12 protein-coding genes are annotated in these 13,002 nt (G+C 68.3%); 6 read left to right on the forward strand and 6 right to left on the reverse strand.

Features of this window, described 5'->3' with window-relative positions; genetic code table 11:
• The first annotated feature begins 42 nt into the window (after positions 1-42).
• On the forward strand, positions 43-1,320 hold the full coding sequence (locus ACZ6YV_RS09470; protein ID WP_465509162.1) for an aminodeoxychorismate synthase component I: 1,278 nt from the start codon (positions 43-45) through the stop codon (positions 1,318-1,320).
• A 1-nt stretch (position 1,321) separates the two neighbouring features.
• On the opposite strand, the gene ACZ6YV_RS09475 is transcribed toward ACZ6YV_RS09470, so the two are convergent.
• Entirely contained in the window at positions 1,322-2,281 is a 960-nt protein-coding gene (locus ACZ6YV_RS09475; RefSeq protein ID WP_465509163.1) for a quinone oxidoreductase family protein, read from the reverse strand.
• A gap of 177 nt (positions 2,282-2,458) precedes the next feature.
• On the opposite strand from ACZ6YV_RS09475, the gene ACZ6YV_RS09480 reads away from it, so the two are divergent.
• A complete protein-coding gene (locus tag ACZ6YV_RS09480) occupies positions 2,459-2,935 on the forward strand; it encodes a QsdR family transcriptional regulator (protein ID WP_465509305.1) in 477 nt (158 codons plus the stop codon).
• A 4-nt stretch (positions 2,936-2,939) separates the two neighbouring features.
• Here the strand turns inward: ACZ6YV_RS09480 and rsmI are convergent, their stop codons facing one another.
• The gene (gene rsmI, locus ACZ6YV_RS09485; protein ID WP_465509164.1) at positions 2,940-3,773 is read right to left on the reverse strand and encodes a 16S rRNA (cytidine(1402)-2'-O)-methyltransferase; all 834 of its coding nucleotides are present in this window, start codon (positions 3,771-3,773) and stop codon (positions 2,940-2,942) included.
• 68 nt (positions 3,774-3,841) lie between these two features.
• Between rsmI and ACZ6YV_RS09490 the strand changes: the two genes are divergently transcribed.
• The gene (locus tag ACZ6YV_RS09490; RefSeq protein WP_465509165.1) at positions 3,842-5,413 is read left to right on the forward strand and encodes a dolichyl-phosphate-mannose--protein mannosyltransferase; all 1,572 of its coding nucleotides are present in this window, start codon (positions 3,842-3,844) and stop codon (positions 5,411-5,413) included.
• Positions 5,414-5,480: 67 nt separating this feature from the next.
• Here the strand turns inward: ACZ6YV_RS09490 and ACZ6YV_RS09495 are convergent, their stop codons facing one another.
• Entirely contained in the window at positions 5,481-5,717 is a 237-nt protein-coding gene (locus ACZ6YV_RS09495; protein WP_465509166.1) for a hypothetical protein, read from the reverse strand.
• Positions 5,718-5,760: 43 nt separating this feature from the next.
• Here ACZ6YV_RS09495 and ACZ6YV_RS09500 point away from each other — a divergent pair, with 43 nt between their 5' ends.
• Positions 5,761-6,069, forward strand: a complete 309-nt coding sequence (locus ACZ6YV_RS09500) for a hypothetical protein (protein WP_465509167.1) — start codon at positions 5,761-5,763, stop codon at positions 6,067-6,069.
• An 80-nt stretch (positions 6,070-6,149) separates the two neighbouring features.
• On the opposite strand, the gene ACZ6YV_RS09505 is transcribed toward ACZ6YV_RS09500, so the two are convergent.
• Positions 6,150-7,919 carry a serine/threonine-protein kinase gene (locus tag ACZ6YV_RS09505; RefSeq protein ID WP_465509168.1) on the reverse strand — a complete coding sequence of 590 codons (1,770 nt, stop codon included), beginning with the start codon at positions 7,917-7,919 and terminating at the stop codon, positions 6,150-6,152.
• 183 nt (positions 7,920-8,102) lie between these two features.
• Here ACZ6YV_RS09505 and ACZ6YV_RS09510 point away from each other — a divergent pair, with 183 nt between their 5' ends.
• Entirely contained in the window at positions 8,103-9,974 is a 1,872-nt protein-coding gene (locus ACZ6YV_RS09510) for a propionyl-CoA synthetase (protein ID WP_465509169.1), read from the forward strand.
• Between the two features lie 109 nt (positions 9,975-10,083).
• Positions 10,084-11,676, forward strand: a complete 1,593-nt coding sequence (locus ACZ6YV_RS09515) for a beta-N-acetylhexosaminidase (RefSeq protein ID WP_465509170.1) — start codon at positions 10,084-10,086, stop codon at positions 11,674-11,676.
• 6 nt (positions 11,677-11,682) lie between these two features.
• Here ACZ6YV_RS09515 and ACZ6YV_RS09520 read toward each other — a convergent pair whose 3' ends face one another.
• Complete coding sequence (locus ACZ6YV_RS09520) at positions 11,683-12,291, reverse strand: TetR/AcrR family transcriptional regulator (RefSeq protein WP_465509171.1); 609 nt, start codon at positions 12,289-12,291, stop codon at positions 11,683-11,685.
• The gene (locus ACZ6YV_RS09525) at positions 12,281-12,976 is read right to left on the reverse strand and encodes an MOSC domain-containing protein (protein ID WP_465509172.1); all 696 of its coding nucleotides are present in this window, start codon (positions 12,974-12,976) and stop codon (positions 12,281-12,283) included. The genes ACZ6YV_RS09520 and ACZ6YV_RS09525 overlap by 11 nt, the downstream gene beginning before the upstream one ends.
• Positions 12,977-13,002 lie beyond the last annotated feature (26 nt).

Raw genomic sequence — 13,002 nt, forward strand, 5'->3', positions numbered from 1 at the left:
AACGGGTTGCCTTTACTGCCATCCGAGCAGAGACAATGTCGCGTGCGGTTGATGTGCCGGAGGCTGCGGACGGACGTCGGGCCCGAGCGGGCGCTGGCGACTCTTGGGCTACGCGCTAAGACACTCGGACTCGCGCCACCGGCAGCGCTTTGCGGGGACTGGTTCTCTTCACGCGCGGTCATCGCACTGAACGCTTCCCTGACTCCTGTCCTGGATGTCTCCGAAGCGTTCGCGATTCCCACGCGGATGCCCCGGATCCGTGACGCGGTGCCCGGCGCTGTCGGGGGTGGCTGGTTCGGTTATCTGAGTTACGACCTGACAGATCCCTCGGGCCGATCCGGTGCTCTCCCTCCGGCGGTCTGGGGCTGGGTCGACCGGGTGCTGCGGCTGGACGCGGACGGTTCGTGGTGGTTCGAAGCACTGGTGCCCGACGGCGATCCGGATCCGGTCGACGAAATATCCGCGGTGGAATCCGCGCTCGCCGAGTTCCCCGAAGCGACGACATGGAGTTCCGGCCCGCTCTCGCGGCCGCTTCCGTCGGAGCACCACGACGCGGTCAAGGCGTGCGTGCACGCGATCGAAGCCGGCGAGCTGTTCCAAGCGAACATCTGCGCTCGCTTCAGGGGAGAGTTCGGCGGCGATCCGATCGCGTTGTTCGCCGAAGGTGCGCGTCGCCTGGGAGCCCGCCGGGCTGCGTTCCTCACCGGCGACTGGGGTTCGGTCGTATCGTTCTCCCCCGAGCTTTTCCTTGCCAGGCACAGGAGGCATGTCCGGTCGACGCCGATCAAGGGCACTTTGCCGCGACGGAACGCCGCCGACGATCATCTCGCCCAGCGGCTGCGGGCATCCACCAAGGACGTCGCCGAGAACGTGATGATCACCGATCTCGTCCGCAACGACCTCGGCCGGGTCTGCGCCACCGGCAGCGTGCGCGTCCCCGAACTGCTCGAGGTCCGGCCCGCTCCCGGAGTCTGGCACCTTGAGTCCACTGTGGAGGGATCGCTCGCCGACGGGATCGACGACGCGGCACTGCTCGCGGCCACGTTCCCGCCGGGTTCGGTGACGGGCGCGCCGAAGATCCGGGCGCTCGACCTGATCGCCGAATTGGAGCCAATGGCGCGCGGCGTCTACACGGGCGCGATCGGACTCGCTTCGCCGATCGCCGGGCTGGAGCTGAACGTCGCGATCAGGACCTTCGAAATCCACGAAGGCGCGATCGCTCTGGGGGTCGGCGGCGGGATCACCGCTGACTCCGACAGCGAAGCGGAATGGCAGGAATGCCTGCACAAGTCCGCTCCGCTGGAGCGCCTGCTCGGCTGAGCTACTTGGTGGGATCCAGCAGGAGTTTGCCCGCCGTGCCGCGCGAGCGGAGGGCCTCGTGGGCGGCGCGCGCGTCGGAAAGCGCGTACTCGCCGCCGGCGACGGCGCGGACCTTACCGGCGAGCGCCAGTTCGAAAAGCTCCTCGAGCGTGCGGCCGAAGACGTTTCCGGGGAGTTTGAAGGCGTGCGGCAGCCACATCCCGGCCACGGTGGTGCTGTGCCCGAGAAGGTTGCGGGCCTCGATCGGCTTCGGCGACTGGCGGCTGGCCATGCCGTAGAACGCGAGGCGGCCGAACGGTGCGAGCGCCGCGACGCTCTGGTCGGTGACGGTGCCGCCGGTCATGTCGAGCACGATGTCGACGCGCTTGCCGCCGTTCGCCTCGCGAAGCGCGTCGGTCATGTTCTCGGCGCGCGAGTCGATGGCGACGTCGGCGCCGAGTTCGAGAGCGAGGGCCCGCTTCTCGTCGCTGCTGGCGGTCGCGATGACCCTGCCCGCACCCCAAGCTTTGGCGAGCTGGACGGCGATGGAGCCGACACCGCCCGCCGCCGCGTGCACGACGACGGATTCGCCGGGTTCGAGATGGGCGCTCTTGCGCAGCAGGAGCGAGGCGGTGGCGCCCTGGACGATGAAGGAGAGCGCGGTCAGGTCATCGACGCCGTCGGGCACGGCGAAGCTGGTGACCTCGTCCGCCACCGCGCGCTCGGCGTAACCGCCGCCGCCGTTGAGCAGCGAGACGACACGCTTGCCGTCGGCGGTGCGGCCGACGACCTCGCCGCCGGGCACGAGCGGGAGCTTGCTCGGCGCGAGGTAGGAGTTTTCGGCCTGATGCGTATCGGCGTAGTTGATGCCGATCCGGTCGACCTCCACCAGCAGCTGACCCGGTCCGGGGACGGGATCGGGCAGGTCGACGAGGTTGAGCACCTCGGGTCCGCCGAATTCGGTCACCTGTACTGCACGCATCCGCATCCTCCTCATCGAGATGAGACATTCTTGCATATGTCTCATCCATGAGACGCTGCGTGATATGTTTCACTCATCGGAACCGCACTCGAACGCCAGCTGACCTCGCCGCGCCCGGACGCCCTGCGCGCGTTCACGATCGCGCGCGCCTGGTTCCTGGAGGGGCGCCGGGTGGACATGGGCGAACTCGCGGGCGAACTGGGGATCAGCCGCGCCACCCTGCACCGCTGGGTCGGCGGCCGGGATCAGCTGCTCGGCGAGATCCTGTGGTCGATGACCGTGGAGGTCTTCGAAGCGCGGGCGTCCGGCAAGCTCGGTCGCGGCGCAGAGGGGATCGCGGAACTCGTCGGTACCTTCGTCCGGACCGTGAACGACTCGAAACCGTTCCGGGAGTTCCTGCGCAACGAGCCCGAGCGGGCCCTGCGGATTCTGACGACGAAGGCCAGCGTGGTGCAGAGTCGCGCGATCGCGAAGATGCGCGAGTTCCTGGAAGAAGAGGTCGCGGCCGGAAGGCTCGCCCCGCCCTTGCCCGTCGAGGACCTGGCCTACTTGCTGGTGCGGATCGGCGAGTCCTTCATCTACACCGACGTCATCACCGGCGCCGAGCCCGACGCCGCGAAGGCGCACGGGGCCGCGACGGCCTTGCTGTCCTAAGTCCTTATTTACGGGACGCGAGAACGGCGTCGTAGAGCTCCTTCTTGGACACTCCTGTGGCCTCGGCGACCTCGGCGGCGGCGGATTTGAGGCGTTCGCCCGCCGCGACCCGCGACGAAACTTCCGAAACCAGATCCGCGACGCTCACCGAGCGCGGCGGCGCAGCCGCCAGAACGACCGTGATCTCACCCTTGACCCCGTCGGCGGCCCAGGCGGCCAACTCCGGCAAAGTGCCGCGTTTGACCTCTTCGTAAGTTTTGGTCAGTTCGCGGCAGACGGCGGCGCGACGATCGGAGCCCAGGACGTCGGCGGCGTCGGCGAGCGTGCTCGCGAGGCGGTGCGGAGACTCGAAGAACACGGCCGTACGGGGCTCGTTCTTCAGCGAACCGAGCCACTTCGCGCGTTCACCGGGCTTGCGCGGGGCGAATCCTTCGAAACAGAAACGGTCGCACGGCAGGCCGGACAGCGCGAGCGCCGTGGTCACCGCGGACGGGCCGGGGAGGCAGGTCACCGGCACCTCCGCCTCGACGCAGGCCGCCACCAGGCGGAATCCGGGGTCCGAAACGCTCGGCATCCCCGCGTCGGTCACGAGGACCACGGTTTCGCCCGATCGGAGCGATTCGAGCAGTTTCGGCAGGCGGGCGGTCTCGACGTCCTCATAGAAGCTGACCACGCGTCCGACCGGCGAAACGTCGAGGGCGGCGGTGAGGGAACGCAGGCGTCGGGTGTCTTCGGCGGCGATCACGTCGGCGGTCGCGAGGGCTTCGGACAGGCGCGGCGAAGCGTCACGGACGTCTCCGAGCGGGGTGGCTGCCAGCACGAGGCGTCCTTCGGTCATTCCCGAAGGTTAACCGGTTCGCATATCCGGACACCGAGTTCACTCTTTCGCCCGTAGGATCATGCCCCGTGACCGCACTGCTGACCCGGGACAACGAGAGCGTGCGGCCGGATCCGGTCGACGCGCTCCGGCCACCGAGCGACCGGGAAGCCGGCCTCCTCGGCCGCGGCATGCCTGCCGACCGCCTGCGCGGCTGGGTCGTCACGCTGGTGCTGACGCTCATCGGCGGAATCGTCCGGATCCAGAACCTGGCGACGCCCACGGACAAGGGCACGCCCGTCTTCGACGAGAAGCACTACGTCCCGCAGGCGTGGCAGATGCTGCGCAACGGCGGTTACGAAGACAACTACGGCTACGAACTGATCGTGCACCCGCCCTTGGCGAAGCATCTCATCGCGATCGGCGAGTGGCTGTTCGGCTACAACGCCTGGGGCTGGCGGATCATGCCCGCGCTGGCGGGCACGCTGATCGTGTTCCTCACCATCCGGATCGCCCGGCGGCTCACCCGCTCGACACTGCTCGGCGCGGTCGCCGGGATCCTGGTGATCAGCGACGGCGTCCTGCACCTGCAGTCACGTATGGGCATGCTCGACATCTTCATCGCGTTGTTCGTGCTCGCCGCGTTCGCCTGCGTGCTGTGCGACCGTGACCAGGTCCGGCAACGGCTCGCCGTCGCCGTCCGCGAAGGCTGGATCGACGAGTCCCGTTTCGGCCCGAAGCTGGGTTTCCGGTGGTGGCGGTTCGCGGGCGGCCTGATGATCGGGCTGACCTTCGGCGTCAAGTGGTCGGCGCTCTACTACATCGCCACGTTCGGCCTGCTCACCGTCTTCTTCGACGTGGCCGCGCGCCGCGCCGCCGGAGTGCAGCGGCCGTGGGTCGGCACGCTGCGCCGCGACGTGCTGCCCGCGCTGTGGGCGATCGTCGTCATCCCGATCCTGGTGTATCTCGCCTGCTACTGGGCCTGGTTCGCGAGCGAGACCGCGACCGACCGCAATCTGGTCGCGATCAAGGACATCGATCCCGGCTTCTGGTCCTGGATGCCGCCCGCGTTGCGATCGCTGGGCAACTACTCGATGAACGTCCTCGACTTCCACGCGCACCTGGTGACGCCCAAGGACAAACCGCATCCGTGGGAGTCGAAGCCCTGGACCTGGCCGATGGGACTGCGGCCGATGCTCTACGCCTACGCCGGCGGCACCGAGGCGACCGGCTGCGGCGAGTCGACCTGCGTGCGGGCGACGATGCTGATCGGCACACCGGCGATGTGGTGGCTGGCCCTGCCGATGCTCGGCTGGAGCGCGTGGCGGTCGTTCTTCCGCGCGGACTGGCGCTACGCCGCCGTGCTCGTCGGCTACCTCGCCGGGTTCCTGCCCTGGTTCACCAACCTCGACCGCCAGATGTACTACTTCTACGCGACTCCGCTGGCGCCGTTCCTGGTTCTCGGATTGACGCTGGTCCTCGGCCAGATCCTCGGCAGCGCGAAACGCGGATTCGAACGGCGGGGCACCGGTCTGCTCGTCGTCGCGCTCTACGTGGGCCTGGTCGTGGCCAACTTCGCCTGGCTGTGGCCGATCCTCAACGGCAACGCGATCACCAACGAGCACTGGAACGCCGAGCTGTGGCTTCCGTCCTGGAAGTGACCACGCCCCGGCGTTGATTTCCCGATTCAAGTGTGACACTTGGTCGACAGTTGTTACTCTCCCCTGGTCAGTAGCAGTCGACAGGGGGCACCATGACGATCCGACCGCTCGGAGTGGCCTGTGCGGCCGCGGCGTTGTTCTTGATCGCGGGTTGCGAAGAGCAGACGCCGGGAACCGCGTCGCCGCAGACTTCGGCCGTTCCGAGTACCTCGGAAGCACCGGCCGCCAGCTCGACACAACCACCCAGCGCTTCGCGGCCTTCGGCTACCGCAGCGACCGTTTCCGAGGCGACCAAGCCCGCCACCGGCGGCGCGGTGGCACACACCCCCGACGGGGCAGCGAGCGTAATGGAGGAGTATCACCACGCCCTGGGCAACAAGGACCTCGACACCATTTGCCGGATCACGGCGCCGGCGTTCGACGGCGGGTTGAAGGAGTGCCGGACCCTCACCCCGATGCAGTTCGGGATGCTCTCGGACGATGACTTCAAGAAGCTGAAGCTCACCCGCGTCGACCGGGCGAAGCTGCAGAGCAAGGGACCGGACAAGGTCGTCGTCCCGCCGGGCGCGATCGCGCCGCAGATAGCGATGATGGCGGCCGACCCCAAGACGTTCACCATGGCGTGGCGCGGCGGGACCTGGGTCGTCGTCGACTGAGCGAGAGCAAGGGACCTTTGCTCACGTTCGTTAGCGCACTAACTAACGTGAGCAAAGGTCCCTTGCTCTCTTTTCGCAGGTCAGCGCGGGTGACGCTGGGGCTGCGGCTGCTGGTGAGGCTGCGGTTGCTGCTGCGGAGGGCGGCGCGGCACGATCTGGGTGACCGGGCCGTCCGGCGACTTGCCGGCCCGCGCGAGCCAGCCTTCGACGTCGCGCCGCACGGCGGCGAGCGTCGGGCGGCGGCGGGGCTCCTGGTCGAGCGACGCGATGAGGATCCGGGCGTGCGCGCTGCGGTTCGGCAGCTTCGAGACCGGTTCGGCGCGGGCGGCGGCCATCAGCGCGGCCATCGGGGTCTCCCGGGTGCCGCGCGGAGGCTGGCCTGACAGCGCGTAGCTGACCGTCGCGGCGAGCTGCCAGGCGTCCGACGCCGGGCTCGCCGCGGAGCCCATCGCCTGCTCGGGAGCGACGAAGTCCGGCGTGCCGATCATCATCCCGGTCGCGGTCATCTTCGAGTCGCCCTGGCTCCGGGCGATACCGAAGTCGATGAGGTGGGCGAGCCCGTTGCGGTCGAGGATGATGTTCGACGGCTTGAGGTCGCGGTGCAGCACACCCTTCTCGTGCGCCGCGGCGAGCGCGCCCGCCATGGTCGACCAGAGCCGTCCGGCGGCGATGTCGTCGAGCGGGCCCTGCGAGTCGACGATCTCGGACAGCGAGCGTCCTTCGAGGTATTCCATGACCAGCGCGAGCCCGTCGGGCTCCTCGACGAGGTCGTAGACGCGGACGCAGTTGGGGTGGTTCACCACGGCCAGCGCCCTGGCCTCGCGCTGCATCCGCTCTTCGGTGTCGCGGTCCGGCGCGTGCGCGATCTTCAGCGCGACAGTGCGGTTGAGCTGTGTGTCGACCGCTTCCCACACGGTGCCGAAGCCGCCATGGCCGAGCCGCCGGACGCGCTTGTAGCGACCACCGCCGGAGTTGCGGGAGCCCGGGGGCGCCGGGACCGGACCCGGCACCGCGGCCAGCGCGGGAGGTTCGGGCGCCTGCGCCAGAGCGGTCGCCGGGTACTGCTTCTGCGGCGGGGGCGGCAGCTGCTGCTGGGGCTTCGGGGCGGGCGGCTCCGGGCGGTACGGCTCGACCTTCTGCCGGGGCTGCGGGTCCGGCCGGTTGATCACCGACCACGGCGGCGGGCCGACCAGCGCGACCGGGATCAGGCCCAGCACGCTGAACGGCAGGAAGCCGAGCCAGAAGTGCACGGCGGTGTTCGCACCCATGCCGACGCTCGCCAGCACCATCAGCACGAACGGGATCCAGAAGAACCGCGAAGGCCACTTCGGCCCGCGACGGAACGCTGTGCGCGCCTGCAGCATGACGAACAGCAGCGACAGCGCGGGCAGGCCGACCAGCAGGATCAGGTAGAAGATGTAGCTCAGCTGCATCCCGCTCGGATAGAACAGGACCTCGTACACGTTCTGGCCGCGTCCGAGGTACTCGCTCTGCGTGCCGATCAGCGGGCTGTAGTCGGTGTTGAAGGTCGACAGGTCACTGCTGGAGAAGCCGGATTGCCCGCCGGACTTCGACGCCGCTTCCTGAAAGGTCTGCGAAACGCCGGTGGCCAGCAGCCACGGCAGCAGGAAGGCGGCGACGACGCCGATCCCGCCGAAGACGGACAGGGTCACCACGTCGTAGCGGTTGCCGGTGCCTTTGCGGATGATCGCGACGACCATCGCTCCCAGCGCGGGCAGCAGCGCGACCAGCGCTCCCGCGGTGCTCGTCGCCCACACCCAGTCCCCGGGCCAGATCCCCGGTCCGAACAGGCTGTGCGCGAACGACAGCAGCGCGCTCGCTAGTCCCATGGACCCTGCTCCCCTAGCTTGTCGAGGCCGTTTCCGGCGGTTTTTTCCTGGTTCAGCTTAGGACGCTCCACGCCATCACAGGGTTGCCGGGTTGTCAGGGGCGTCTCCCCGCCGTTACCACCAGGCATTAGCGCGGCCGGAAGTCCATGATGGGCCCGGTACCCGAGCGCGAAGGAGCATTCGATGCACGCCGAGTCGTACCAGCGGAGCCTCGAAGACCCGGAGGGTTTCTGGCTCGAAGCCGCGCAGGCGATCGACTGGACCCGTTCGCCGACGCAGGCCCTCGACACGTCGAAAGCCCCCTTCCACCGCTGGTTCCCGGACGGGGAGCTGAACACGGCGTTCAACGCGCTCGACAGGCACGTGCGGGACGGCCGCGGTGGGCAGACCGCGCTGATCTGGGATTCCCCGGTCACCGATTCGGTACGCAGGTTCACCTACGCGGAACTGCTGGACGACGTCGCGCGCTTCGCCGGCGCGCTCGCCTCTCTCGGTGTCGGGAAGGGCGACCGCGTCATCGTCTACATGCCGATGGTTCCCGAGGCCGCGATCACGATGCTCGCGTGCGCCCGGCTGGGCGCGGTGCACTCGGTGGTGTTCGGCGGGTTCGCGCCCAAGGAACTCGCGGCGCGGATCGAGGACGCGAAACCCAAGGTCATCGTGGCCGCGTCGTGCGGGATCGAACCGACGCGGGTCGTCGAGTACAAGCCGATCATCGACGAGGCGCTCGCGGGCACCGTCCACCAGCCGGACAAGGTCGTGGTGCTGCAGCGTGAACGCGCTCGCGCCGAATTGGGCGAGCGCGACGCCGACTGGGCAGAACTGGTCGCGAAGGCCTCCCCCTCAGATCCGGTCCCGGTCGCCGCCACCGACCCGCTGTACATCCTGTACACCTCCGGCACCACGGGGAAGCCGAAGGGCGTCGTGCGTGACACCGGCGGGCACGCGGTCGCGCTGGCCTGGTCGATGGGCGCGATCTACGACATCCAGCCCGGTGACGTGTGGTGGACTGCGTCCGACGTCGGCTGGGTCGTCGGCCATTCCTACATCGTCTACGCTCCGCTCCTCATCGGAGCCACCAGTGTCATGTACGAGGGGAAGCCTGTCGGGACGCCTGACGCGGGCGCGTTCTGGCGCGTCATCGCCGACCACGGAGTCAAGGCGTTGTTCACCGCCCCGACGGCGTTGCGGGCGATCAAGAAGGTCGACCCCGACGCGAACGAAATCGAAAAATACCAGCTCAGCGAGTTTCGGACGCTGTTCATGGCGGGGGAACGACTCGATCCGGAGACGTATCACTGGGCGCACGACAAGCTCGGCGTCCCGGTGATCGACCACTGGTGGCAGACCGAGACCGGCTGGCCGATCGCGGCGAATCCGCGCGGGCTGGAGCCGATGCCGGTCAAACCCGGTTCCGCGACGAAGCCGGTGCCGGGCTGGGACGTGCGGATCCTGGATCAGGCGGGCGACCCGCTTCCCGCCGGACGGGAAGGCGCCATCGCGATCAAGCTGCCGCTTCCGCCGGGATCGTTGCCGACGTTGTGGCAGGACGACGAGCGGTATCGTGAGGCGTACCTTTCGCGGTACGAAGGCCACTACCTGACGGGTGACTCCGGATACGTCGACGAAGACGGCTATCTGTTCGTCATGGGCCGCACCGACGACGTCATCAACGTCGCGGGCCACCGGCTTTCGACCGGTTCGATGGAGGCGGTGCTGGCGTCCCACCCCGCCGTCGCCGAATGTGCGGTGATCGGGGTCCGAGACCAGCTCAAGGGGCAGCTTCCGCGCGGTTTCGTGGTGCTGAAGTCGGGTGTCGACACCGACGCCGAAACACTCAAGGCTGAGTTGGTCGCGCTGGTCCGGCGCGACATCGGGCCGGTCGCGGCGTTCCGTGACGTGTCCATTGTGGACGCACTGCCGAAGACGCGGTCGGGGAAGATCCTGCGCAAGACCATGCGCGGTATCGCCGACGGCAGGGACGAGCAGGTGCCCTCGACGATCGAGGACGCGAGCGTTCTCGATGCGTTGAAAGCGGTTCTGCGCGGCGAGTGAACCAATGACCGGTACGTATTCCTAGTCCGATCGGGTGTTGTCGTGTTTGCCCTATTGGTCTATACCTCTATGAGCAGAGAGTCTCCAGTTCCCCGACCGGAGGTGCTCCATGAGTAAACGCCTGTCCACGACCGTGCTCGGCGTGGCCGTCCTGAGTCTCGTGACGCTCGGTCTGCCCGCGACGGCGAGCGCGGACCCAGCGGCGGCCGGTCACCCGAAGGCCGAGCGGTCCGTCACCGACGTCATCCCCGCGCCTGTCGACGCCAAACCCGATCCCCGCGCGAATTTCCGGCTCAGCCCCTCGACCGTCATCCGTGCCGACCGCGACGGCAGACAAGTCGCCGAATACCTGGCCGGGCTCCTCCGGCCGGCCACCGGCTACCGGCTGCCCGTCGTCACCGGCCACCGCGGCGGCGGCCCCGCCATCTCACTCGAAACCGGCCACGCGAGCGACCGCGTCGGCACCGAGGGCTACCAGCTCAAGGTGGCGTCCTCCGGCGTGAGTTTGCGGGCGAACACCGACAAGGGCCTGTTCTCCGGCGTGCAGACGCTGCGCCAGCTGTTCCCGTCGGACATCGAGGCCGCCACCGTCCAGAAGCGTTCGTGGGTGGTCTCGGGCGGCACGGTGCTCGACTACCCGCGCTTCGGCTACCGCAGCGCGATGCTCGACGTCGCCCGGCACTTCTTCACGCCGGCCCAGGTCAAGCTCTACATCGACCAGATCGCGCAGTACAAGATCAACACGCTCCACCTGCACCTGAGCGACGACCAGGGCTGGCGGATCGAGATCAAGAGCTGGCCGAAGCTGGCGACCGTGGGCGGGCTGACCGCCGTCGGCGGCGGCCCCGGCGGGTACTACACGCAAGATCAGTACACGGACCTCGTGCGCTACGCGGCTTCGCGGCACATCACGGTCGTTCCCGAGATCGACATGCCAGGACACACCAACGCGGCCCAGCACTCCTACGCCGAACTGAACTGCGACGGCAAGCCGATTCCGGCGCGCACGGACATCGAGGTCGGCTACAGCTCGCTGTGCATCAACAAGGACATCACCTACACGTTCGTCGACGACGTCCTGCGCGAACTTTCGGCGATCACCCCCGGGAAGTACCTCAACATCGGGGGCGACGAGGCGCACGCGACCACTCCGGAGGATTACCAGACCTTCGCCAAGAAGGTGCAGCCGATCGTCGCGAAGTACGGCAAGCAGATCACCGGCTGGCACGACATCGCCAAGACGAATCCGCCGCTTTCGGCCGTCCCGCAGTTCTGGGGCACGACCGGCACCGACGCGAACGTCGCCGCGGCCGCGGCCCGGGGCAACAAGATCCTGATGTCGCCCGCGAACAAGGCCTACATGGACATGAAGTACCACGCGCAGACGCCGCTCGGGCTCAGCTGGGCAGGATTCATCGAGGTCAAGACCGGTTACGACTGGGATCCGGCGACGTACCTGCAGGGCGTGACCGAGAACAACGTCATCGGCGTCGAAGCGCCGTTGTGGTCGGAAACGCTCGTGACGAGTGAACACATCGAGTTCATGGCGTTCCCGAGGCTGCCGGGTTACGCCGAGATCGGCTGGTCGCCGAAGGATTCCCGGACCTGGGACGCCTACCGGCTCCGGCTGGCGAAGCAGAGCCCGCGCTGGGTTCAGCAGGGAATCGACTTCTACCGGTCCACTCAGGTCGACTGGAAGTAGCGGAAGTCAGCTCGCCGCGGCGTCGAGGCGGGCGGTGATGGCGGCACGGGCCAGCACGTAGGGCTCCGTGCCGCCGAACATCACCGAATCGGCGTTCGCGGCCCGGCCGAGGGCGTGCAGTTCGAAGGCCAGCCGATTCACCTCGACGGACTCGCGAAGCTGCCCGGCCTTGCGCGCTTCGACGACGGTGGACCGGATGAACTGGGCGAAAGCGCGGCTCACGTTCGCGACCGCGTCGTGGACCCGGCCGGTCCGCGCGTCGAACTCGGCACCGGTGTTGAAGAAGAAGCAGCCGCCGGGGAACACCCGGCGTTCCGAGTAGTCCAGCCAGTTCGCGCACAGCGCGCGCAGCCGCGCGATCCCCTGCTCGACCTCCAGGGTCGGCGCGACGACGTTCTCCGCGAAGATCGCGCTCGCCGTTTCGACCGCCGCGAGCTGCAGTTCCTCCTTGGAACCGAACAACGCGAACACACCCGATTTGCTCAGTTCCAGCTCGGCGGCGAGCCTGCCGAGGGACAACCCGTCGAGCCCTTCGACGGACGCGATGTCGACGGCGCGCCGCAGCACGATCCGCCTCGTCGCGTCCCCGCGGGCCACCCGGCCGTCACCCGGCATTCCGTTCCTCTCGCCGCCGTTTTGCCGATTCCAGGCCGTCACGGTACTGCCGGGAAAGCGACGACGTCGCCAGCACCCGGTCCAGCAGCGCCCAGTACGCGGTCCGGCGATCGTCGTCCAGCTGGGCGACGTTGGTGAACGACGCGACGTACACCTCGGCGATCGTCGGATTCGCCGGATCGCGTTCTTCGAGCGTCATGCGTCCCGAGGTCGGGACCGCACCCGTCCGGAGCACCCGCAGGTACCAGCCGCTGCGGCCGGAATCGATCATCGCCGGGATGACGTCCTTGCGCCCGGTCTTCATCGCGAGCTTGAAACACGGCGTCCGCGGCTGTGAGACCTGGACCAGCGCGTCTCCCCAGGCCCAGACGTCGCCAATGCGAACCTCGTGCTCGTCGGCCCCCAGCACGGACGCGTTCTCCCCGAAATCGCCCGCGACCACCGGGAAACCCCGCTCCGACCAGTCCGGGTAGTGCGCGGCCGGATAGACGTAGACCGCCTTGTCCGCGCCGCCGTGGACGGTGCGGTCCGCCTGGTCGTCCCCGGCCAGATTGATTTCGCCAAGTTCCAAAAAGGGCGCCCCGACCCGCGATTTCGAGATCGCGCTGTACACCGGGACATCGCGTTTCGTCCCCAGCACGGACGGCCGCCCGACGAAGACCTCGTTCACTTCGAGTGTGCTCACACTCTAGAAAATAGCACGACCGTTCG

Source organism: Amycolatopsis sp. NPDC102522 (genome assembly GCF_055584485.1).